This is a genomic window from Klebsiella sp. CN_Kp106 (genome assembly GCF_040064575.1).
Taxonomy (GTDB): domain Bacteria; phylum Pseudomonadota; class Gammaproteobacteria; order Enterobacterales; family Enterobacteriaceae; genus Klebsiella; species Klebsiella michiganensis.
The window spans coordinates 25,059-45,141 of the sequence record NZ_JBEAIG010000015.1 but is presented as its reverse complement, the minus strand read 5'-3'; the positions used below and the strand labels follow the sequence as shown (position 1 = coordinate 45,141).

The window sequence follows — 20,083 nt, the reverse complement described above, 5'->3', positions numbered from 1 at the left end:
TCTGCTTATAAGTGCCATCAGTTTTACGGGATATGCGTGAAAAAAATAATATACCACACTGCCTCTGTCACCCACCCTGGAGAAGCAACGTGAATAAGATACCGCAACCCAAAATCGCCCTGGTCGCCGGCGCCAGCGGCATTATTGGCAGAGAACTGGTGAAAACGCTGTTACGCAATCGCTGGGAGGTTATCGGCCTCAGCCGCCATGCATCGTCCCACCCGGAAAACATTCCCTTCATTCACGTCGATTTACTGGATGCGCAGCACAGCGCGCAAAAACTGCATTCGCTCAACGGCGTCACCCACATTTTTTACAGCGCATGGGCCAACGCCGGGAACTGGGCGGAAATGGTTGAACCGAACGTCACCATGCTGCGCAACCTGGTCAGCAACATCGAGCAAACCGCACCGCTACGGACGGTAAGCCTGATGCAGGGATACAAAGTGTACGGCGCGCATCTTGGTCCGTTCAAAACCCCGGCGCGTGAAAGCGATCCCGGCGTACCCGGGGCCGAATTTAACGCCGCTCAGCTCACCTGGCTCAGCCATTTCCAGCGCGGAAAAACGTGGCGCTGGAACGCGATCAGGCCGGGCGTGGTCGGCAGTACGGTGCCCGGCAGCGCCATGAATCTCGCACTCAGCATCGCGATCTATGCTTCGCTATGTAAAGCGCAGGATCTACCGCTGCGTTTCCCCGGTTCGGAAAAAACCTGGCACAGCATTGTCGATCACACGGACGCCGGGTTGCTGGCTGATGCCACGCTCTGGGCCGCGACCTCGCCAACGGCGCAAAACCAAGCGTTCAACGTCAATAACGGCGACATCTGGCGCTGGTGCGAGCTGTGGCCGCGCATCGCGAGCTGGTTTGAACTGGCATCCGCCCCGCCGGTCAGACTGTCATTTCACCAGCTGTTTGTGGATTACCGCGCGCACTGGCGCGAACTGGCCGGGCAGAGTCTGGTGGAAGCGGACATCTTAAGGCTCAGCGACGGTAAATTTGCTGATTTCGTCTTTGGCTGGAACTACGACATGTTTGGCGATGGCAGCAAACTGCGCCGGGCGGGCTTCACTGAAATGCAGGCCACCGACGATATGTTTTTCCGCCTGTTCGCTCAGCTGAGAGCCGCGCGCATTATCCCCTGATAACGCCTCCGCCAGACAGATATTCTGCCACTTTCAAAGAGCCATTAACGCCGCGCGATCAACCCACCGCTTCTGTTTTTCGCGCGCGACTCGCGCTTCGTGCTCTGGCTCTCCCCGCTTTTTAATTAAATATAAAACGATAAAAGTTTATTGTAAAACGATAAACACCAGGATAATCTGCGCGCTCTTTCACCAACCAGATTGCCAGGAGAGGCAAGTCATGAACAGAAGTATGCTGCGCGGGGGGTTACTCTCCGGGGCGCTGCGGCGCGCGCCGGCGATGTCAGCCGAGATGTCAGGATTTGCCGGGACGGGCGCGTCAGTTGCTCCACGCTATTCAGGGTCCAGTACACCTTGTATTCATTGCGGTTGTACTCATTTTAAGGAGAAAGCATGATCGGGTATCGATACCGCAGTGACTGGCAAATCCTGTGCTCAGGCCTGGCTTTTGTCGCGGTGATGGCGGCAGGCATTTATTTGCAACCCGGCTTCAGACCCTTGACCACCCAGGTATCCGGGGACAAAGCGCTGGTTGCCTTTTTAACGCCGCTGCTCAAAGGCGCGCACGGTCACGTCGCCGCAGCGCTCATCACGCCAGGCGGCGTGCGCTATGGTATCTGGGGCAATGATTATGCCAGGCAGTTTGAGATTGGCAGCCTCAGCAAAACCCTGACCGCCAGCCTGCTGATTGATGCCATCCGGCGCGGCGAAGTCACAGCCACGACGCAGGTCGGCGATCTGGTGCCAGAGCTCGTCGGTCCGGCGCGGAATATTAGCCTTGAGGAGCTCGTCTCGCATCGTTCGGGCCTGCCTCCGTTCGCCTCATCGCTCACGCAGAAAATCGCCATGCTTACCGCCATTGTGAGACGAGAAAACCCGTGGAGCTACGATCGCCAGGAGCTGGCGGAAATGATTAGCCGGGCGCGGATACCGAAGGTCAAAATATTTGATTACTCCAATTCCGGGTTTGCCCTGCTGGGGCTAGCGCTGGAACGCGCCTCTCACCGTACATTCGCGGCGTTGCTGGAACAGCGCGTTTTTGCACCGGCCGGGATGACCCGTTCGCTTGTGGCGCAAGAGACGACGCCGCCTGACGCGGCATTTATGCCGGGCTGGTCAGCGTCAGGTTTACGCGAAGCGCCGTGGATCTTAAACGCCTTCTCGCCTGCGGCCGGCGTACGTTCCACTATTGTCGATATGACGAAATATGCCCAGGCGCTTATGGCAGGAAAACTGGCCGGAAGCCAGGGCATGGCGCCGCGGTTCGCGACCGACGATCCCGATTCACGGGTAGGCTATTCATGGTTCACCACCGCTATCAAGGGACGGGATATTATCTGGCACGATGGTCAGTCCGCGGGCTATGCCGCCGTGATGGCCTTTGACCCCGAGCGTAAAACCGCCGTCGTGATCCTCTCAGATACCGCATGGCCGGTAATTGTGCCGGCAATCAAATTGCTGCTTTCCACGCTATCCGACGTTAAGGAAGAACGATGAACTGGATTAATATGCTGTGGGCGATATTGACCCTGCTGTCAGTGGCGGTCTTTATTTCCGGAAACGGGTTTGCACGGTACAAAGTACGCCTTATTAATTATGTTCTCTTCACCTTCATTGTTATTTATATTGCCGAGTCATTACAAACCATCGATAACCTGAGTAAAACAGGCTACCTGATGCGAATGTTGACCTGGACAATACAGGCGGCGTTTATTGCCATCGGTCTGTTTAGCGTCTGGCAGCGCCCGTGGTTCCGCGGCCCGTCGCGACGGGCGGCCGGACTACACGTTGTCTTATCTCTGCTCCTTATGTCATGCTTAGGCGTGCTGGTTCTGTAATCGCACCATTATTCAGGAAGGTTAAAGGTGAAAAACGCACGAAACAAACTCAGTCTGTTCTTACTGGCTGGAATATTACCGCTGTTTTTTATTCTGGCGGTCATTACGCCAGCGTGGATCTATTTTACCGGCGAGTCGTTTTTCCTCGCAAATATGCTTGAGTTTGCCGAGGTTCCGCTCGGTAATGAAAGCGGTCTGACGGCACCGACTTTTAAACTGCTGGCGCTGCTGGCGATACTCTATTTACCCGCCGGGCTTTTCGCCTGGGCGATCTGGCAGGGGATCCGCGTCACTCAATACGTCAGAAAACGCACCATTCTGAGCCTCGACCTGGCGCTGAGGGTAAGAAAAATCGCGCTGGCGATGCTGGGGATGGGGCTCCTGCTGCCGCTGTTTCGCTTCCTGGTGCCGCTGGTTTTTTACTGGCCGCATCCTTATACCCAGATCGTTCTTTTACTTAGCGATTTTGTCCTGCTGCTGACCGGCGGCTTGTTATTTGTGACGTTTCACTCCATGCTCGAAGGGATCAGAGCGGAAAATGAGAATAAGGAGTTTATCTGACTATGGCGGTAGTGGTTAATCTGGACAAATTGCTGGTAGAGAGAAAAATGACGTCCAGAGCGCTGGCGGCCTATGTAGGGATTACCGAGCAAAACCTGTCTTTGCTCAAATCAGGAAAGGTGAAAGGTATCCGCTTCGATACGCTGGCAAAAATCTGCCAGGCGCTGGAGTGCCAGCCAGGCGATATTCTCGCCTGGGAGGCGGATTAACGCCCTTTCTCGATCGTGCAGGCCCACTGCTGGCTCATGCTGCTCTGGCTGGTGGCGATTTGCAGCGACAGGCTGGCGTCAAGGGTATGCGTGACGCTGTATTCAAGCACCACATCATCCAGATCGCGGGCGACGCGCTCAATGCGAAACAGAGCCTGGCCGGGTTCAATATTGAGCAATCCCGCCGTGCGGCTATCGCAGCACACCGGCGTATAGCGTTCCGTGGCGTTGGCCGGCGAGTAGCCGAACGTTTCCCGCAGCTGCTTATACAGCGATCGGCTGCCGTCAACGTGGCTCAGATCGTTATAGATACGGCCATTAAGCCAGGTCAGCACATGGCCAACCGGCCGATCGCCCTGCACTAACAGCCGCTCCAGACGCATCAGCTGGCAGCCTAAATCCAGCCCCATTTGCTCCGCCACCTGGCGGTCGGCCATGGTCGAAATCAGCGACAGAACTTCCACGGCTATCTCCCCCGGCGGAGCAAAGGTGGTCAGTACGTCCGGGAGGTCGGTGTAGTATTTCTGCAGCGCATCGCGGTTAATAAACGTCCCTTTACCCTGTTCGCGGTACACCATGCCAATACTGGCCAGCGAATCTATCGCCTGTTTAATGGTACCGCGCGCGACCTTAAACTCCCCGGCGAGCAGCAGTTCGCCCGGGAGTTTATCGTCATAGGTAAAAGAGAGGATCCGCTGCAGGATAACGTCTTTTATCCTTAAATAGAGAGGGAGTCCATCCGACTCAAACATACTTGTGCTCCAACTCAGAGGTAGTGTATCTGGCTCCTGTAAGCGCTAAGTATATCCTGATTTATCTCCTGATTACCGTCTATGTTTGCGCTGGCGAGAATGGGCGGCGTGCGCGCATTTTCCAGCATGATTTCGCAAATACGTAATACCAGGCTGTTGGCGATAGTCGCGCCCATGATGGTGGAGAGCGGCGCGGCTTTCTGCGCCATCCCCGGCAGGCTCACCGCCGCATCGCCATACTCGCAGTGGTTATCAATGGTGATATCGGCCACATCCACCAGCAGCTTGCCGCTGGAGTGGCGCGACGTCACGCGCGCCGCCGTCGCCAGGCTGGTAATCGCGATAACCGTTGCGCCGCACGCTTTCGCCGCCAGCGCGACATCAATGGTAATCGCGTTGCGTCCCGACACCGAATGGATCAGCAGCGTATCTTCAGCCCTTAGCGGCGACTGCTCCACCAGTACCCGACCGAGGTGCTCCACATTTTCCACCGCGCTGGTGAGGGTTAACGGCCTGACGTTAAGCATCAGCGCAGGCGTAAAAAGCGGATTGATGATGGCCAGGCCGCCCGCGCGATAGCTCATCTCCTCCGCCAGAATCCCGGCGTGGCTGGCGCCAAAGACGAAGATGTTGCGCTGCCCCATAATGCTGTGGGACATGATTTCCGCCGCCCGGGTGAGTTCATCGGGGCGCTGCTCAAGAAAAGCCAGCTTCTGGCGGATCTGACTGTAGTACTGTTTCAGGGCCTGACTCATAGACTTCCTCCCGATATCAGAACGCCAGCAGGCGGGTCAAAAGATGAATGACTGGCGCGAGGACAAACATATCGCTGTCGCCTGCCCATAGCGCGGTATCCGGGATCGTATTGTCGATAAAGCCTGTGACGCAGAAATACTGCCCCCAGGCGACCACGGTCGAGGTGATAAACCCCGCCAGCAGAGCGCCTTTATAGCCTCCGGTAATATTGCCGAAGACCCCCGCCGTACCGGCGTGAAAGAAAATCACAATCATGCTGGGAATAAAAACGTAGCCGGTATAGCGGCCGATCAGGGTCAGCCACAGCAGCGAGCCGACGAAAGCGCCGACAAACCCCAGCACCACCGCGTTTGGCGCAAAGTTAAACAGTATCGGGCAGTCCAGCGCCGGTTTTGCGCCGGGCACCAGCCGCGATCCGATGCCGTTAAACGCCGGCACCATTTCGCCAATAAACATCCGTACGCCGAGCAGCACGACGGCAATGCCGCCGGTAAACATCAGCGATTGTTTGAGGGCATAGATGTAGAAGCTCAGGTCGCCGGATTGCGCCAGAATCTCCGCCGCTTTCGGCGTACCTTTAATCTGCAGAATAAAGGTGCCAATAAAGAACAGCAGCGCCATGGTCAACGCCGTCACCACGTTGGAGTCGCGCAGGAAACCCAACTTTTTAGGGACTTTGATATCTTCGGAGCTGATTTTGTTGCGGGCGAAAATCTGGCCAAAAATCGCCCCCAGCAGCGCGACGGAGGCGGAAGTATGCCCCAGCGCCACGTTGTCGTTGCCGGTGATTTTTCGCACCCAGGGCTGAACCAGCGCGGGCTGTAGGGTCCAGTAGAGCCCCATAATCACCGTTAGCATCAGCGTCAGCTGCACCGCTGAAATAGCGGGCTCGGTGTTCACCATCACCCCGGCAAAGATCATCGTCGTCCAGAACATCATATGTCCTGTCAGGTAGATGTATTTAAAGCGCGTCAGCCGGGCCAGCAGCAAATTGATAGCGAATCCGCCGGCAATGGCGATGGTCACGCTGCTTCCGTAGCGTTCGCTGAAGCGCGCCTGGCCGATAATATTGGTCAGGTTCATGGAGCTGAGACCGAAAACTTCGGTCCAGATCGGCTGAAATATCAGCAGCGCGGAGACGATAATCCCGGCCCCCGCGCCGATGATCAGAAAGCCCAGAATGCCTTTCAGGGTGCCGGACACAATGTCCGCCAGCGATTTCTTTTGCAGCACTAGCCCCAGCAGCACAATCAGGCCAATTAAGATCGACGCTTCACCAAATATATTGATGGTGATCCAGCGCAGCACGCCAAGAAACTCGCTCATGACGGCTCTCCTGCGGGCAGAATTTTCGCCTGGGTCAGCGCCGCGGTGATTTCGGCGTTATCGATATAGTTGTTCACCACCACCACCGGACAGGACAGATGCTTAAGGTTGTCCACCAGCTCCGCGTTGGTTATCACCACATCGGCGTTGGCCGAAGCGGCGGAAGAGACATCCATATGTTCCACGGATGCCTGAATCCCGTGCTGTTTTAACACCGCCTCAACGTTCATTTTTAAAATCAGGCTGGAGCCCATACCTAAACCACAGACTGTCAGAATTTTCATCGCTATTCACTCCGTGTTCATCACGCTACAAACGCTGCGAGCCGCTGGCTAACAGCCGATAAAGTTGTTCTGGATCGTTCGAATGCAACAGGGTATGCAGGTTATTTTCATCGCTGAGTACGGTCACGATATGCTGGATAAGGTGGATATGCGCATCGCTGCTGGTTGCCGAAAGCCCCAGCACCACCTGCACCGGGTCGTTTTCCGCATGACCAAACGCCAGCGGTTCACGCAGCCTGACCGCGCTGATCTGCGCTTTCATCGCCCCCTGCTCCGGGCGGGCATGCGGCAGCGCCAGCCCGGGGGCAATGACAAAATAGGGGCCCAGCTCGCGGTAGCTATCGACCATTGCCTGGACGTATTGCGGGCTACAGGCTCCCGCGCGGCACAGCGCATTCCCCGCCTCGCGGATGGCCTCCTCAGGGGTAGCGGCCGGGCAGTCTACACGTATCGCCTGACGCTCAATCATCGGAGGCTCCTTGGGTTAAGTGATGACGGATAGAGGTAAGCGTGGTCGCCAGCGCCCGCTGGACGAACGCGCGCCCTTTCTCTTCGCTGGCGGCAGTTGGATCGCCCAGCACCGCATAGTCAGAAAACTCGGTCCAGGGTATCGGCTGATAGCGAAAATTGTTCGGGAAAGCCGGATAGTGCGCGCGGGCGTTGGTCATGGTGACGAACTCTGGCGCCAGCGCCAGCATCAGCGAGGTTTCGACCTCATCAGCATGCATATAGCCGGGGTAAGCCACCCCGGTGGTTTGCCGTCGTTTTACCTCCTCATCCATCCCCGCCCAGCTATAGCTAAGCAAGGTAATACCCTGCTCTTTTAGCTGCCGGGAGGCCGCTTTCATCGCATCAAAATTGCCGTAATGCGCGTTAATCACCGCCGTGGTGGTGATACCGTAGCTGGCCATGTTTTCCGCCAGCGACACCAGCAGCGACGTCAGCCGTTCATGACCGATATCAATCGCGCCCGCGTGGCCGCGCAGGGACCAGACCTGGCTGTAGGAAACGACCGGCAGGCTCAGGGCGCACTCGCCCAGCTGCTCGTCAAGCAGCGCACAAAACCGCTCGGCCAGCAGGTTATCGGTATCCAGCGGCAGGTGGTCGCCGTGCGGCTCGACGGCGCCGAGCGGCAATAAGGCGATCCGCGCCTTTTGTAAAGCCCGCCGGGCCTCGCTTTCGTTTAAACGATGCAGCTTCATAACATCTCCTCAGGCAAAAGCGAGGTAACGCGCCGGGTTGTCGACGAAGAAATCATGCAGCAGCGCTTCGCCGTCAAACCCGGCTTCCCGGGCCTCGTCAATGAATCTTGGCCGCCAGTCGCTAAGGATAAATTTCAGTCCCAGCCCCCCTTTACCGTAATGCGCGCTCATGGATTTACGGGCAAAATCGCCGCCGATTAAGATCTGCTTTTGATAACCGCGCTGGCAGAGCGCCAGGATGGCCTGGGTACGGATGTGCTCTGGGTGATATTTGATGCGGCTGATACCGTCGAAAGAGAGAAACGCCCCGGTGTTGGCGATCTGACGGTGCAGCCAGGGATCGGGGTTACGATCCATATGAGCAAAACATAAGCGGGAGAGATCCAGCCCCCATTTTTTAAAGAGCTGCGCCTGCTCGAGTCCCATCGTCCCCATTTCCGTATGGCTGTGCATCGGCGCCCCGGTGCGCTGCTGGGCGCGAACGATAACCTCCATGGTTTTTTGTTCCAGAGGGGAAATGGCGTTATAGCCGGTACCGCACTTCACCACGCCGGCCCGATGTTCGGTGCCCTCTATCCCCTCAGTGACCTCGCGACAGACATGTTCAACCAGTTCATCAACGTCTGAATGTGCAATCCACTCGGCGAAAGTCTGCGCGGAGCCCGGCCGCTTGCTGCTCCACAGAAAGCCTTTGTTAAAACCCGCAGTGGCGATAATGTGCAGCTGCTGGCGCTGCGCCATGGCGGCGACGGCTGCGGCCTGACGGCCATAATCCGGCGCGGTGGCGTCGTATATGGCGTTACCACCCGCCCGGCGGAAGTCGCTTAATTCACGCTCTGAAGCCTGCGGATCGTCGAGTAACAGATCGTCATCCTGACGCTCGGCCCAATAGGGCGGAATACAGTAGATATGGTCATGGCTGTAGGTGACGCCCAGCTGATTAGCGGAAATATCCCCGTTTAACGTTCGAATGATGCCCATGTTTCTTGCTCCCCGGAACGGATAAGAAGGTGCTTTCAACATAGGTGCGCCACACTTGACCAGTCAAGTGATCAAGTTCGCATCAGTCATATAAAATTTCTATCTGTGAGGTAGGTCGACATTAACATTTATGTGACGTTGTCACATAAATGAATCCGGGATAAAAAAACCGTTACTCATGGAAAAACATACGTATCCCGGGTGAGGTGATTAAATTTATGTTAATTAAATTCAATGGGATACACACTCACTAAGCCAATGCATTCCTGACTAATAATCCATAGCTTTGATTAAAATGTTTAATTGAATGAATCGATAAAGAGAGTATTGTTAAAAACAATGATGAGCGGAGATAAATAAATGTTACGTGATTTTTTGAAGGTAGAAAAAGAGGATCGTCTGGTCGAACAACAGGACGCCAGCAGCGGTAAAGCGAATTCAACGGACGTCACCGAATGGATTATTGTGAATAAAAATGGTGATAAAAAAGGCCGGGTGGCGTTATTCAATCAATTTACCACCCGCCGTTCCTATTGCGTGAATTACCGCATCACCCAGTTTGATAATAGCGGCAAAGTGGTTGTCGACCGGCTGGCGGAATCAATCTGATCCCGGGGAACGTTATCACGCCGGCGTCCCGCGCCTTTAGCCCGGCCCGTCGCTGGCGGCGGCCAGCAGCGGCACAATCACATCGCTTAACGGCGTGGGGATATGGTGAATACGGCCATATCGCTGAACGACCCCGTTGCGAATATCCCACTCCAGCGGCAGCCCGGCCTCGCGATCCGTCAGTATTGAAGTGCTTAAATCCGGAGGCGCTCGATGGAAACCGGCGAGAATTTCCTGCGGCACGCCGTCGTCCAGGCTGGCGCCTGCGGCGCGCGCCACCGTCAGCCCCTCCTGCAAATAGGTTAAAGCAAGCGCCGTAATATCGTCGCGGGCAAACATCCCTGCCCGCCTCCCCGCCAGCACCATCAGACCGGCGACCGCATTCTGCAGCAGTTTGCGCCACGCAACGGAAAGAAAATCCGCGCTGATATCCACTTCACAGCGCGTGTCCCGTAGCGCGTGCCGCACCCGCTCGGCCCCCTCAACATCCGGCAGCGTCAGGCGCGGTTTCGCCCGCAGCCAGACCGACGCTTCAGGTTCACGCTGGGCGGGGAACCAGACGACCGATGGCAGCACGGCCGCTTCCGCCACGTACGGCGCGAACAGCGTTTTTTGTTCAACGCCGTTTTGGAGCACGCAGACTACCGTTCGATCGTGACACAGCGCTTGCAGCCACGGTGCAATAGCCGCAATTTGTGTCGCTTTTACCGCCACAAATACCAGGTCGTACGGCGCGGCGACCGATGCCGGTTCCGTCAAGACCGGCCCCGGCACCACAATATTTCCACCATCAAAACGCAGCGAAAGCTGCGGGTGCGCACGGCGGCCGCATACCAGAGGCGTACGGCCAACCTCGTGCAGCGCCGCGGCGATGGTGGTACCAATTGCGCCCGGACCGATCAGCGCAACGGTAGGTTCTTCAACTGTCATCTATGCCTCCAGGCCGCTTCCGGCCCCTGAGATTTCATTAGTACGTAACATAAACGCGACTTCGTTCGCATTACCATTTTATTCATATGGGTAATCTGAATGTGTGTGTCAGCGTACACACTTTTCACCATCAACAAGGAAGGTACATGTTTCCAGAATACAGAGAGCTGATTTCTCGATTAAAAACCACGCATCCGCGCTTTCAGTCGCTATTCGAAAAACATAATGCACTCGATCACGACATTTCCCGCATAGAAGGAGTCGATGGCAAAGGATACAGTCTCGAGCTTGTACAGATGAAGAAAGAAAAACTTATGTTGAAGGACGAAATGCTCAAAATCCTCCAGCATGAAAGCCTGATGTAAACGAGAAGGCCGCCGGATGGCGGCCTTCTTATAGCACCAGGCTACGAGCGAATAAACGCCAGCAGATCGGCGTTAATCACATCGGCGTGCGAGGTATGCATACCGTGCGGAAAGCCGGGATAAATTTTTAGCTGGCTGTTCGGCAGCAGCTTATCCTGCAGTATCGCGGCGTTTTGATAAGGCACAACCTGATCATCATCGCCCTGCATCACCAGCACCGGCAGCGTAATGGCTTTTAAATCTTCGGTCTGGTCGGTTTCCGAAAACGCCTTAATCCCCTCATAGTGCGCTTTTGCGCTACCGGTCATGCCCTGCCGCCACCAGTTCTGAATCGTGCCCTGGGACACCTCCGCGCCTTCACGGTTAAAGCCGTAGAACGGCCCGGACGCCACGTCGAGATAAAACTGCGAGCGGTTGGCGGCCAGCGCTTTGCGAAAACCATCAAACACCTCGATTGGCGTACCGCCCGGATTACTCTCCGTTTTTACCATCAATGGCGGAACCGCGCTGATCAGCACCGCTTTGGCCACGCGCCCCTGCGGCTGACCATACTGCGCAACGTAGCGCGCAACCTGCCCACCGCCGGTAGAATGCCCGATATGCACGGCATTATGCAGATCCAGATGCTCCGCCACCGCTGAGGCATCGGCGGCATAATGATCCATATCGTGACCGTCACTCACCTGATCTGAACGACCATGACCGCGTCGGTCAATCGCAATAACCCGGAACCCTTCTGCCAGGAAAAACAGCATCTGGTTATCCCAATCATCGGCACTTAAAGGCCAGCCATGATGGAATACGATCGGCTGCGCCTCCTTCGGGCCCCAGTCTTTAAAGAAGATATTGACGCCGTCTTTGGTTGTCACAAATGCCATGTTACAAACTCCTCTCGTGAGAAAACAAGGCTGCGGGCCTGACGCCTGCAGTGGGTCGGGTCTTAAGGCGGGATGCTATGTCTGGACGATAGCGTCTCGTTAGGTGTGAAAATGACCTGGCTGGAAAAGTGTAGATGATTTTTGCCGATACTGAGCGTTCGCTTTGTATCCGATAAATGGGCTGTAAACAGCCCGGTTAAGCATGCAGGAAGGAAAATTTAACGCAGGACGAACTTAATAACGCCGGATGGTTACCGTTTCGGCTCCCGCCTGGTCGAGCGCGGCGAGGCCCTCCTCTATCCGCCCGAGGCTTATCAGCCCGGGGGAGTGGCGAAAATCCTCGCGAAAAATGGCCAGATTGCCCCACGGCGCGTAATAGGCGATGTCGCCGCGCCGTGGGATCATTGAGGCGCCAGAATCCGCGCGGCGCAGTTTCGTCGGCAGCCAGGCGATTTTTTCCGTGGAACCATAATCCTCGAGCTTCACCGTCATCGGCAGTTGCGCCAGGAACTCATTAGCCGCTGCGCTCTCATCCAGCGAGCCGACAACAGTGGCGCCATTGAACTCAAACTGAATCTTCACCGCGTTCTCCCGCCCGGCGGCAAATGCCGCCCCCGTCGTAGCAATAAAAATCAATAACGTGGCGCTAAGAGAGTTGAACATCCGCTCACCCTGCCAGGCCACGAGCGCGCAGGACTTCACTCACCACCGCTACCGCCGAAAAGGCATTTGGCCAGCCGGCATAGAAAGCAGCATGCGCAACGATCTCCCCCGCCTCTTGTGCGGAGAGGCCGTTATCCATCGCCCGGTTAAGGTGGTAGCCAATTTGCGCGCTTTGCCCGGCGGCAATCAACGCGCTGACCGTGACCAGGCTGCGGTCGCGCGGCTTCAGCCCCGGTCGCTGCCACAGGTCAAGAAACAGCGGTTGAGTCGTAAACTTCACCAGTCCAGGGGAAATCGCGCCGAAGTTCTGTTCTACGGTTGTTGAACGCTGGTTCTCCACCGCCTGATTAAGAGGGAGCAGCTCCGGGGAGGCAGCAGCCAGCTGCTCGCGGCCAATGCCGCGCGCGACAAAAATATCTTTCGTCACCGCAACGGCGGCCATCGCGTTGGGCCAGCCGGAATAAAAAGCCAGATGCGTGACGATCTCTGAGATTTCAGCCGCCGTGACGTCGTTATCCAGAGCAACTTCAACGTTATGTTTTAGCTCCGCCGGCTGATTACGGGCGATAAGAATCGCCACGGTCACGATGCTGCGGTCGCGACGCGAGAGTTCTGTTCTCTGCCAGAGATCCCCTATCAGCACCTCGCTGCCGAAACGGGCAAGCGCCGGCGCGACGGTTTGAATATCCTCAGCGGACAATACGGATGGACTACGTGGAGCCATTTTTTCACCTCTTTTTTCTTCTGCCAGGGCTGGCGCGCCCAGCATTAACGACATTGCAGCTACGGCAATAAAAGCTTTCATTGTGAACACCTTCCCGGCACGTTAATTCTTCAGCCTTTCCACCAGTTGACGCTGGTATTCAGGCAGTTGATCGCGGCTGGCGCGCTGAAAAACCAGCGGAGGCAGCCAGGTCATTCCCGCATGCAGCGCGCTGGCCTTCATTGGCGTAAAGACGTCGGCCAGGCTGACGCCCGTTCGCCCGGTCTCGCCGTATGTCGCGTCACCGCCTGCGGCCGTCGTGACAATCAGCATCTCTTTGCCCTGCCATACTCCCGGCCCTACGCTGCCCCAGGTATCGTTCAGCCAGGCCTTCATCATCGGAGTGATGTTGAACCAGTGGGTCGGGAAGATAAAAACGATGCGCGAGTGTTCCCGCATGAGCCGTCGCTCTTCATCGGCATTGATATTTCGGGTGTCAAAACCGTAAAGCGCCTCGAGATTGCGTACGTTCACGCCGGGTACGCTTTGCGCTGCGGCCTCAAGACCTTTGGTCATGACCGATTGCTCAGGATACGGATGAGAGACGATAACCAGCGTGTTCGCCTCTGCGGCACAGCTGGTAGAGGTAAAGCTAAACAGAAATGCGCTGACGGCCAAAAGCCAGAACAGACCGGGAATACAGCGGTGCGAATAGTTCATCAAGCTCTCCTTCTCTTTTGCCACAGGGTAAGGCGCGGAATAAGAAGGAGCCAGCCCTCGCTATCGAATGGGGCTGTGAGTTATTTTCATCAATCGGGCTACAGACCGAGCGGCTTCATTTCCCGCACAAGGGAGATTAACAGGCGCAGCCCGGTGGGAACCTGATGACGGCTGGAGTAATAGATATAGAATCCCGGTCCGTATGAGGCCCAGTCGGTCAGCACCAGACGCAGGCGCCCTGCGCTGACGTGCTCTGCTATCAGCGGTTCCGGCAGGTACATCAGGCCAAACCCCTGCAGAATGGCCACCACGCCCGTCTCGGCCAGATCGACCGTTAACAGCGGCGGTACTTTGACGGTGAGCTGCTCTTCGCCACGTTCAAATTCCCATTTATAAATGCGGTTGTTTCCCAGACGATTGCTGACGCAGCGGTGCTGTTGAAGATCGTGAGGATGCCGGGGCTCGCCAAAGCGGGCAAGATATTCCGGGGATGCGGCGACCACCCAGCGCACATCGGCGGACAGCCGCTGCGCCACCATATCTTCAGGCACGGTTCCGCCATAGCGGATCCCTGCGTCAAACCGCGCTTCCGTTACATCAACAATGCGGTTGCTGGCTACGATATCCAGCTCAATATCGGGGTAACGTTCAGCAAAAACAGGCAGGACCGGGGCCAGCAGCAGCGTGGCCGCCTCAACGGCGACGTTGAGCCGAATATGTCCCGCAGGCGAGTCGCGAAACTGGTTGAGCTGTTCAATCGCGCCATCTATGGCGGCCACCGGCTCGCTCACCGCGCTGGCCAGACTTTCGCCTGCCGCCGTCAGGGTTACGCTTTTGGTCGTACGGTTCAGCAGACGCACGCCCAGCCGCGCCTCAAATCCCTTGATCGCGTGGCTCAGCGTCGATGCGCTCACCCCAAGTTCAACGGCAGCTTTACTAAAACTCTGATGGCGGGCGATGGCGAAAAAATAGACAAGATCGGCCATGTCGGCACGGGTTACATTCATACGGTCTCGCTAACTAGATAGAAATTAAGCTGAAAAACAACGTTACCTTGATGTGATGGCGTATCGTGACGTTGATCCGACCAGGAAAATCAAAGACCTGGATGCACGAGCCATCTTCCGGGCGGTATGTTTATACTACAGGCGTCAGCCTTGATAAACTGACCTTCCGACCGGAGATAAACCCATTTTATCCGCCAGAGGCGCATTTATGTTACCTGATTGCGATAAAGCCATCGTCCTGCTGCATGAAATCTACGGCATCAACGCGCATATTCAGCGATCCGCCGCGACCTGGCGCAGCCGCGGCTTCGATGCGTACACGCCAGCGCTTTTCCCTCACTCTGCGCCGTTCGCCTATGAGCAGCAGGAGCAGGCCTGGCACCACTTTTCCGATAACGTCGGATTTGATACCGCCGCCATCGTGTCGCTGCTGGCCGAGCTAAGAGCGAAATACGGCACGCTAATCCTTATCGGCTACAGCGTAGGCGCCACCTTAGCCTGGCTGGCTGCCAGGAGCGGACTCTGCGACGGTGCGGTTTGCCACTACGGTTCACGGATCCGCCAGTACTGCGATGCGGCGCCTCCGTGCCCAACGCAGGTGATTCTCGCCCGCCATGAACCGGCGTTCAATCCCCGCGCCCTGCAAAACGAGCTGGAGAAATATCCCTCTGTGGCCTGCCGGATGTTCAATGCGCAGCACGGCTTTTGCGATGCCGACAGTCCGGCGTGGGATGCGCGCCTTGCACAGCAGGCGGACGAAGACACGCTGCGGTTTTTAACGCTTATTCAGCAAAGACAGGAGGCCTGATGCATCAGATATTTCAATGGATTAACGAACCCGCGACATGGTCGGAAGAGGACGGCGAACTGCGCGTAGTGACCGACGCGCAAACCGACTTCTGGCGCGAAACCTGGTACGGGTTTGAGCGTTTTTCCGGGCATATCTACGCCACGGAAGCCGCGGGGGATTTCACCTTTCAGGTAAGGGTGCGAGCAGATTTCAGTACGCTGTATGACCAGGCAGGGATCATGTTAATGCAGGACGCCAGGCGCTGGATTAAGGCCGGTATCGAGTACAACGACGGCGCGCCCGCTATCGGTAGCGTACTGACGCAGGGGACATCAGACTGGGCAACCGGTATTTTCCCGGGCGACCCCGGTGAATTCTGGCTGCGTCTGACCCGCCGCGGAGAAGCGCTGCGCCTGCAGTATTCAACGGATGGTCAACTGTGGCCGCTGCTGCGGCTGTGCCCTTTTCCGGGCGGCGCGGCAAAGGTCGGCATCATGTGCTGCACGCCGCAGCGCAGCGGCCTGCGGGTTACTTTCGACCAGATATCACTGCTGCCGCCGAATGATAAAGATTTGCACGATCTGAGCTGAGCAGCCGGCTCGCGCGCGGGCAAAATCGCTGAAGAATCGCGACGGAGGTATGATTTCTGGCTCCTCGGGCTGCCCGTGCTCGCGCCTTGCTGCTAGATTGGCAGCAGCAACCTTCAGGCGAAAAATGAGGAGGAGTCATGTTTTCCTACATCATGCTCGGCACTAACGATCTGCCGCGCGCGATTCGTTTTTACGACCCGTTGATGGAGATGCTGGGGCAGCCCCGGAGCGGCCGCAGCGAGCAAGGCGCATCGTGGGGGACATTCAGCGGAAACCGCACCATCGGGCTGTGCGTTGGCAAACCGTTCGACCAGCAGCAGGCAACAGCGGGCAACGGCGCTATGGTGGCCCTGAACGCACGTTCGGTTGAGCATATTCAGCAGCTGCATCAGCTGGCGCTACGCCTGGGAGGAAGTGATGAAGGCGCCCCAGGCCGCCGCCCGCAGTACGGTGAAGGTTTCCACAGCGCCTACGTCAGAGATCCGGACGGCAATAAGCTGGCGTTTGTTTATTACGCAAACGCAGATTAAGCCCCACGCCGGATAGTTGCCGGATAGTTAAGGCAGGGTTAGCGCATGGCGAAACCCTGCGCAACAACCCTGGCAACTCTCAATATAGCGACGGATGCTCTCAGCCAGATGATTCGATTTCGGCAAATGGCCATGCTTGTCTGCATCAGCCTTCCGTAAACATTCCCGACCTGAACGTCTCCCTCATGGCTTCGATCTCTTGCTGGCGGGCCGCCTTTAAGGCAGAAAGCATATTGCAGGTAAAATCCACAAAGCCAACGCCGTTGGCGGTCACCAGGTTACCGTCGCGTACCGAAGGCTCGTTTCTGTACCGCGCGGCGCCGCTGTAGGCTGACCCCGCCCGGCTCTGCAGGTAGGCCAGCCCGTTCGAGGTGTGGTCGACATCATTGAGAAAGCCATGCGCGCCAAGAAAGGCCGAAGCGTCGCATATCGCGCCTACCACGATCTGCCGGGCCTGCGCTTGTTCTACCAAAGGTACAACCCGCCGGGCCTCCTCTCCCCACCAGTTCATTCCGCCCACCAGCACCAGCGCGGCGTAATCATCGGGTATCGTCTCGAAGGTATAATCCGGCAGGCAGCGCACCCCGCCAATTGACCTCACCGGCCCCTCATCGGCAGCCACGGTTCTGACTTCGTATCGCGGTTCCCATACGCCAAACCCGCGGCGCAGCCCCGGTGCCAGCAGCGCGAACTCCCAGTCGGCGTACTCCTGGATGAGGACAAACAGCACTTCTTTACGTGTATCCATAGACATCGCACTCTCCTTTTATTAACAGAATTTGCCGTCGCAGCATCCGGGGTACCGATGGACACTATCGCCGTACTGCCGCCAAAAACTGTATAAATTCACAGTATAAAAGGCAAGGCTATTTTGCCCCTTGCGGCAACCCGAATCGATTTTTGCGAGTCAGCTCCCCGGATAGAAAACTATCCGGGGCAATGGCTATCGTCTCCCGCGCGCTGAGCCCGCGTTTAATGAAATAGGCCTGCGCGCCAGGAGAACCTCCCTCGTGATGTACAGCGTATATCCCTCCGGCCGCAGCCTGGGTGCCCGCAGTTCTTTCAGCGTAATACCGACGATATCTCCCGATTGAAGACGTTGACGGATCGCGCTACCGCTAAGCCGCAGCGCTCGTCTCAGGACCGACAGCAGGCTGGTCTGAAAGGCGCGCGTGACCCTGACATCCACCCTCACCTGAGAAGCGCGAACAAGGTTGATGCGCCAGCGTTCCTGAACCACAAAGTCAGGCGTACCCGATAGCGCCGCGCGATTACGCCGCAGAACGACCGGATCGTGAGAGTAAGCCTCGACGGCAGATTTGTCGTTAGCGATAAGTCGCGCGTAGAGCTGCGGATTGATTTTGCTGACGGGCAAACGCGAGAACAGGCTGATGTTCCAGGTATACGCGCAGCGCACGCACTTATAGATACTCCAGACATCGAGCACTTTTTTTTGCGAGTTGACCCGGAAGGCGCCGGATGGGGTGAAATCCTGCTGCCCATGACAGGCGGGGCAGCGCTTGCTAATCAGCTGATAGCCGACTGGCCTGACGTTCCATGTAATTTTCATGGTGAACCTTTTTTTAACCCATACAAAAGCGGATCCGTCGAAAACGGACCGTGATTTTTGCGATGTGAAAAATATTTAGAGAATACTTTTCAGTGGGTTAAAAAAAGATTTCCAACGCGACGACCCTGTCTGACCGTGAATGAATGCGTTCAAGAGTAGCAAAGCGGCAAGCGGGCTAAATATGCATTAAATCAATAAATACATAGAAATCATTCACAAACGACGTTGTTTACCTTCTGTTCACAAAACGAGAAGCGGCTCACTGATCAAACAAACCTAAACGTTTATGTTTAGTCTCATAAACGTTTAGGTCAAGGAAATAGCCGTCTGTATCGCGGGTAATTTCATAAATGCAGAGAGCGAAATATGCGTAAAGCAACGATGCGGGATGTAAGTGAAGCGACGGGATTTTCTATGTTTACCGTTTCACGCGCGCTAAACGGTGGCGATGGCGTTGCTGACGACAGCCGGGAGCTGATTTTAAAAGTGGCGCGAGAACTCGGCTACGTACCTAACCGCGCGGCCCAGGCGCTACGCCGCTCAAGCAGAGACTCGGTGGCGGTGATTACCGCCCATGCCTCGAACTCTTACTACCTTAATCTGATGTCCGGTATTCAGCAGATGCTGCAGCCGTCGCAGTGGACCGTAGTGCTTGGCGATATCGCGGTCAACGGTATCTACGACCGCGCGCAGGAGGATCGCATGATTAACCGCCTGATCGAGTCGCGAATGGCCGGGATCATTTCGACGGTGACGCTTCAGCCGGAAAGCCTGAGCCTGCTGGCGAAATGGGATATTCCGGTCGTCTTCGTTGACTCACCTCCCCGCGGCGAGCACAACTTTCCCAGCGTCACGACCGACAATTATCAGGCCAGCCTGCTGGTGGGGAACCATCTGGCGCAGCACGGCTATAAAAGCTGGCTGCTCCTCATCTACCCGGACCGCTGGACCACGCGTTTTGAACGCGAGCGCGGTATTCGCGAGGCCGCAGAGCGCTGCGGCGCAACGCTTGAAGTTGTCGAAACGGAGAACGACGCGCAGTCGGCTGCGGACACCCTGAGCCGATACCTGGACCGCCAGACATCGCTGCCGGACGCGCTTATTGCCGGTAACAACCCTATTCTGCTGGGTTCACTTAAACAGCTTCAGCAGCGCCAGATAGCCATCCCCGACGATATGGCGCTTATCGCCTACGATGAATTCGACTGGGCGCCGCTATTAAATCCGCCGCTAACGGTGCTCAATGAAAACAGCGAAGAGATTGGCAGGCAGTCGGCTGAAATGCTTATCCAGTTAATTAATCCGGAAGGAAAAGGAGAAATTAATACCCAGCGTAAAGTTCCCGCCGAACTGGTTATTCGCCAGTCCTGCGGCTGTAGAAAATAAATAACCATTAAAAAGAGGCAATTGAGATTGCTGACAACGTATCGCCCGGACGGCATTGCCCGGCGGCGCTTCCCCTGCACGGGCCGACAGAAATGGTGCTTGCGGTTTTCGTCGGCCGGGTAAGGCGCCACCCGACAAAAAAGCGGGCTACGGCGTGCTATACGCGCTCATCATTTTAGCGATGTAAATAACGGCTGAATTTCAGTCGCTACCGAAAAACAACATCAGGGGATTATTTCTGAGGCTTCCCCACACCTGGCCGTACCTTATACCACACGATAATGAAAG

At 56.4% G+C, this 20,083-nt stretch carries 26 protein-coding genes; 11 read left to right on the top strand and 15 right to left on the bottom strand.

The window, feature by feature from the left end; genetic code table 11:
- Window positions 1–89 precede the first annotated feature (89 nt).
- From ABLU96_RS09160 to ABLU96_RS09140, 5 genes are all read left to right on the top strand, one after another.
- Window positions 90–1,145: an SDR family oxidoreductase gene (locus ABLU96_RS09160; RefSeq protein ID WP_064378194.1), complete on the top strand. Its 1,056-nt coding sequence runs from the start codon at window positions 90–92 to the stop codon at window positions 1,143–1,145.
- Window positions 1,146–1,538: 393 nt separating this feature from the next.
- A complete protein-coding gene (locus ABLU96_RS09155) occupies window positions 1,539–2,642 on the top strand; it encodes a serine hydrolase domain-containing protein (protein WP_064378193.1) in 1,104 nt (367 codons plus the stop codon).
- Entirely contained in the window at window positions 2,639–2,983 is a 345-nt protein-coding gene (locus ABLU96_RS09150) for a hypothetical protein (RefSeq protein ID WP_025106293.1), read from the top strand. Before ABLU96_RS09155 ends, ABLU96_RS09150 begins: the two co-directional genes overlap by 4 nt.
- 27 nt (window positions 2,984–3,010) lie before the next feature.
- A complete protein-coding gene (locus ABLU96_RS09145; RefSeq protein WP_025106292.1) occupies window positions 3,011–3,544 on the top strand; it encodes a DUF2975 domain-containing protein in 534 nt (177 codons plus the stop codon).
- 2 nt (window positions 3,545–3,546) lie between these two features.
- Entirely contained in the window at window positions 3,547–3,753 is a 207-nt protein-coding gene (locus tag ABLU96_RS09140; RefSeq protein ID WP_004120193.1) for a helix-turn-helix transcriptional regulator, read from the top strand.
- Here the strand turns inward: ABLU96_RS09140 and ABLU96_RS09135 are convergent.
- Genes ABLU96_RS09135 through ABLU96_RS09105 form a run of 7 tightly spaced genes read right to left on the bottom strand, consistent with a single transcriptional unit; the run spans window position 3,750 to window position 9,054 of the window.
- The gene (locus ABLU96_RS09135; RefSeq protein ID WP_004851009.1) at window positions 3,750–4,505 is read right to left on the bottom strand and encodes a GntR family transcriptional regulator; all 756 of its coding nucleotides are present in this window, start codon (window positions 4,503–4,505) and stop codon (window positions 3,750–3,752) included. The two genes, ABLU96_RS09140 and ABLU96_RS09135, sit on opposite strands and share 4 nt — an antisense overlap.
- A gap of 14 nt (window positions 4,506–4,519) precedes the next feature.
- Window positions 4,520–5,260 (bottom strand): SIS domain-containing protein, encoded by a 741-nt coding sequence (locus ABLU96_RS09130; RefSeq protein ID WP_025106291.1) that lies wholly within the window; start codon window positions 5,258–5,260, stop codon window positions 4,520–4,522.
- A gap of 16 nt (window positions 5,261–5,276) precedes the next feature.
- Window positions 5,277–6,587, bottom strand: coding sequence for a PTS ascorbate transporter subunit IIC (locus tag ABLU96_RS09125; RefSeq protein WP_004851013.1), 1,311 nt, complete (start codon window positions 6,585–6,587; stop codon window positions 5,277–5,279).
- The gene (locus ABLU96_RS09120; protein ID WP_004851015.1) at window positions 6,584–6,871 is read right to left on the bottom strand and encodes a PTS sugar transporter subunit IIB; all 288 of its coding nucleotides are present in this window, start codon (window positions 6,869–6,871) and stop codon (window positions 6,584–6,586) included. Before ABLU96_RS09120 ends, ABLU96_RS09125 begins: the two co-directional genes overlap by 4 nt.
- A 25-nt stretch (window positions 6,872–6,896) precedes the next feature.
- Window positions 6,897–7,340 (bottom strand): PTS sugar transporter subunit IIA, encoded by a 444-nt coding sequence (locus tag ABLU96_RS09115; RefSeq protein WP_046877970.1) that lies wholly within the window; start codon window positions 7,338–7,340, stop codon window positions 6,897–6,899.
- Window positions 7,333–8,073, bottom strand: coding sequence for a creatininase family protein (locus ABLU96_RS09110; protein ID WP_064405003.1), 741 nt, complete (start codon window positions 8,071–8,073; stop codon window positions 7,333–7,335). Before ABLU96_RS09110 ends, ABLU96_RS09115 begins: the two co-directional genes overlap by 8 nt.
- A 9-nt stretch (window positions 8,074–8,082) precedes the next feature.
- Window positions 8,083–9,054 (bottom strand): phosphotriesterase, encoded by a 972-nt coding sequence (locus ABLU96_RS09105; protein WP_004851020.1) that lies wholly within the window; start codon window positions 9,052–9,054, stop codon window positions 8,083–8,085.
- A gap of 360 nt (window positions 9,055–9,414) precedes the next feature.
- On the opposite strand from ABLU96_RS09105, the gene ABLU96_RS09100 reads away from it, so the two are divergent.
- On the top strand, window positions 9,415–9,663 hold the full coding sequence (locus ABLU96_RS09100; RefSeq protein WP_004120166.1) for a hypothetical protein: 249 nt from the start codon (window positions 9,415–9,417) through the stop codon (window positions 9,661–9,663).
- 36 nt (window positions 9,664–9,699) lie between these two features.
- On the opposite strand, the gene ABLU96_RS09095 is transcribed toward ABLU96_RS09100, so the two are convergent.
- Window positions 9,700–10,593: an oxidoreductase gene (locus ABLU96_RS09095; protein ID WP_049079772.1), complete on the bottom strand. Its 894-nt coding sequence runs from the start codon at window positions 10,591–10,593 to the stop codon at window positions 9,700–9,702.
- A gap of 146 nt (window positions 10,594–10,739) precedes the next feature.
- On the opposite strand from ABLU96_RS09095, the gene ABLU96_RS09090 reads away from it, so the two are divergent.
- Window positions 10,740–10,958 (top strand): YdcH family protein, encoded by a 219-nt coding sequence (locus tag ABLU96_RS09090; protein WP_004102179.1) that lies wholly within the window; start codon window positions 10,740–10,742, stop codon window positions 10,956–10,958.
- Between the two features lie 41 nt (window positions 10,959–10,999).
- On the opposite strand, the gene ABLU96_RS09085 is transcribed toward ABLU96_RS09090, so the two are convergent.
- The 5 genes from ABLU96_RS09085 to ABLU96_RS09065 all read right to left on the bottom strand — a co-directional run bounded on the left by ABLU96_RS09085 (window position 11,000) and on the right by ABLU96_RS09065 (window position 14,929).
- Entirely contained in the window at window positions 11,000–11,836 is an 837-nt protein-coding gene (locus ABLU96_RS09085) for an alpha/beta hydrolase (protein ID WP_014838530.1), read from the bottom strand.
- 234 nt (window positions 11,837–12,070) lie between these two features.
- Window positions 12,071–12,499, bottom strand: a complete 429-nt coding sequence (locus tag ABLU96_RS09080) for a cyclophilin-like fold protein (RefSeq protein ID WP_064405005.1) — start codon at window positions 12,497–12,499, stop codon at window positions 12,071–12,073.
- Window positions 12,500–12,503: 4 nt separating this feature from the next.
- Window positions 12,504–13,304 carry a carboxymuconolactone decarboxylase family protein gene (locus tag ABLU96_RS09075; RefSeq protein WP_064405007.1) on the bottom strand — a complete coding sequence of 267 codons (801 nt, stop codon included), beginning with the start codon at window positions 13,302–13,304 and terminating at the stop codon, window positions 12,504–12,506.
- A gap of 21 nt (window positions 13,305–13,325) precedes the next feature.
- Complete coding sequence (locus tag ABLU96_RS09070) at window positions 13,326–13,922, bottom strand: NAD(P)H-dependent oxidoreductase (protein WP_064405009.1); 597 nt, start codon at window positions 13,920–13,922, stop codon at window positions 13,326–13,328.
- A 98-nt stretch (window positions 13,923–14,020) separates the two neighbouring features.
- Window positions 14,021–14,929 carry a LysR family transcriptional regulator gene (locus ABLU96_RS09065; protein WP_046877979.1) on the bottom strand — a complete coding sequence of 303 codons (909 nt, stop codon included), beginning with the start codon at window positions 14,927–14,929 and terminating at the stop codon, window positions 14,021–14,023.
- A gap of 208 nt (window positions 14,930–15,137) precedes the next feature.
- Here ABLU96_RS09065 and ABLU96_RS09060 point away from each other — a divergent pair, with 208 nt between their 5' ends.
- The 3 genes from ABLU96_RS09060 to ABLU96_RS09050 all read left to right on the top strand — a co-directional run bounded on the left by ABLU96_RS09060 (window position 15,138) and on the right by ABLU96_RS09050 (window position 16,839).
- The gene (locus tag ABLU96_RS09060) at window positions 15,138–15,737 is read left to right on the top strand and encodes a dienelactone hydrolase family protein (protein ID WP_064405011.1); all 600 of its coding nucleotides are present in this window, start codon (window positions 15,138–15,140) and stop codon (window positions 15,735–15,737) included.
- Complete coding sequence (locus tag ABLU96_RS09055; protein WP_004851043.1) at window positions 15,737–16,309, top strand: DUF1349 domain-containing protein; 573 nt, start codon at window positions 15,737–15,739, stop codon at window positions 16,307–16,309. The genes ABLU96_RS09060 and ABLU96_RS09055 overlap by 1 nt, the downstream gene beginning before the upstream one ends.
- A 137-nt stretch (window positions 16,310–16,446) precedes the next feature.
- Complete coding sequence (locus ABLU96_RS09050; RefSeq protein ID WP_064405012.1) at window positions 16,447–16,839, top strand: VOC family protein; 393 nt, start codon at window positions 16,447–16,449, stop codon at window positions 16,837–16,839.
- 145 nt (window positions 16,840–16,984) lie between these two features.
- On the opposite strand, the gene ABLU96_RS09045 is transcribed toward ABLU96_RS09050, so the two are convergent.
- Window positions 16,985–17,593, bottom strand: a complete 609-nt coding sequence (locus ABLU96_RS09045; RefSeq protein ID WP_014838537.1) for a DJ-1/PfpI family protein — start codon at window positions 17,591–17,593, stop codon at window positions 16,985–16,987.
- 189 nt (window positions 17,594–17,782) lie between these two features.
- Entirely contained in the window at window positions 17,783–18,409 is a 627-nt protein-coding gene (locus ABLU96_RS09040) for a DUF1062 domain-containing protein (RefSeq protein WP_014229435.1), read from the bottom strand.
- Window positions 18,410–18,775: 366 nt separating this feature from the next.
- Here ABLU96_RS09040 and ABLU96_RS09035 point away from each other — a divergent pair, with 366 nt between their 5' ends.
- Entirely contained in the window at window positions 18,776–19,795 is a 1,020-nt protein-coding gene (locus ABLU96_RS09035; RefSeq protein ID WP_046877982.1) for a LacI family DNA-binding transcriptional regulator, read from the top strand.
- The last annotated feature ends 288 nt before the right edge of the window (window positions 19,796–20,083 follow it).

Bases quoted from the DNA above. Each gene is read 5' to 3' on its own strand.
- ABLU96_RS09110 (WP_064405003.1), bottom strand. From the start codon at position 8,073: ATGAAGCTGCATCGTTTAAACGAAAGCGAGGCCCGGCGGGCTTTACAA.
- ABLU96_RS09060 (WP_064405011.1), top strand. From the start codon at position 15,138: ATGTTACCTGATTGCGATAAAGCCATCGTCCTGCTGCATGAAATCTAC.
- ABLU96_RS09090 (WP_004102179.1), top strand. From the start codon at position 10,740: ATGTTTCCAGAATACAGAGAGCTGATTTCTCGATTAAAAACCACGCAT.
- ABLU96_RS09040 (WP_014229435.1), bottom strand. From the start codon at position 18,409: ATGAAAATTACATGGAACGTCAGGCCAGTCGGCTATCAGCTGATTAGC.
- ABLU96_RS09120 (WP_004851015.1), bottom strand. From the start codon at position 6,871: ATGAAAATTCTGACAGTCTGTGGTTTAGGTATGGGCTCCAGCCTGATT.
- ABLU96_RS09035 (WP_046877982.1), top strand. From the start codon at position 18,776: ATGCGTAAAGCAACGATGCGGGATGTAAGTGAAGCGACGGGATTTTCT.
- ABLU96_RS09070 (WP_064405009.1), bottom strand. From the start codon at position 13,922: ATGAACTATTCGCACCGCTGTATTCCCGGTCTGTTCTGGCTTTTGGCC.
- ABLU96_RS09135 (WP_004851009.1), bottom strand. From the start codon at position 4,505: ATGTTTGAGTCGGATGGACTCCCTCTCTATTTAAGGATAAAAGACGTT.
- ABLU96_RS09140 (WP_004120193.1), top strand. From the start codon at position 3,547: ATGGCGGTAGTGGTTAATCTGGACAAATTGCTGGTAGAGAGAAAAATG.
- ABLU96_RS09100 (WP_004120166.1), top strand. From the start codon at position 9,415: ATGTTACGTGATTTTTTGAAGGTAGAAAAAGAGGATCGTCTGGTCGAA.
- ABLU96_RS09150 (WP_025106293.1), top strand. From the start codon at position 2,639: ATGAACTGGATTAATATGCTGTGGGCGATATTGACCCTGCTGTCAGTG.
- ABLU96_RS09065 (WP_046877979.1), bottom strand. From the start codon at position 14,929: ATGAATGTAACCCGTGCCGACATGGCCGATCTTGTCTATTTTTTCGCC.
- ABLU96_RS09050 (WP_064405012.1), top strand. From the start codon at position 16,447: ATGTTTTCCTACATCATGCTCGGCACTAACGATCTGCCGCGCGCGATT.
- ABLU96_RS09115 (WP_046877970.1), bottom strand. From the start codon at position 7,340: ATGATTGAGCGTCAGGCGATACGTGTAGACTGCCCGGCCGCTACCCCT.
- ABLU96_RS09155 (WP_064378193.1), top strand. From the start codon at position 1,539: ATGATCGGGTATCGATACCGCAGTGACTGGCAAATCCTGTGCTCAGGC.
- ABLU96_RS09075 (WP_064405007.1), bottom strand. From the start codon at position 13,304: ATGAAAGCTTTTATTGCCGTAGCTGCAATGTCGTTAATGCTGGGCGCG.
- ABLU96_RS09085 (WP_014838530.1), bottom strand. From the start codon at position 11,836: ATGGCATTTGTGACAACCAAAGACGGCGTCAATATCTTCTTTAAAGAC.
- ABLU96_RS09045 (WP_014838537.1), bottom strand. From the start codon at position 17,593: ATGTCTATGGATACACGTAAAGAAGTGCTGTTTGTCCTCATCCAGGAG.
- ABLU96_RS09095 (WP_049079772.1), bottom strand. From the start codon at position 10,593: ATGACAGTTGAAGAACCTACCGTTGCGCTGATCGGTCCGGGCGCAATT.
- ABLU96_RS09055 (WP_004851043.1), top strand. From the start codon at position 15,737: ATGCATCAGATATTTCAATGGATTAACGAACCCGCGACATGGTCGGAA.
- ABLU96_RS09105 (WP_004851020.1), bottom strand. From the start codon at position 9,054: ATGGGCATCATTCGAACGTTAAACGGGGATATTTCCGCTAATCAGCTG.
- ABLU96_RS09130 (WP_025106291.1), bottom strand. From the start codon at position 5,260: ATGAGTCAGGCCCTGAAACAGTACTACAGTCAGATCCGCCAGAAGCTG.
- ABLU96_RS09125 (WP_004851013.1), bottom strand. From the start codon at position 6,587: ATGAGCGAGTTTCTTGGCGTGCTGCGCTGGATCACCATCAATATATTT.
- ABLU96_RS09080 (WP_064405005.1), bottom strand. From the start codon at position 12,499: ATGTTCAACTCTCTTAGCGCCACGTTATTGATTTTTATTGCTACGACG.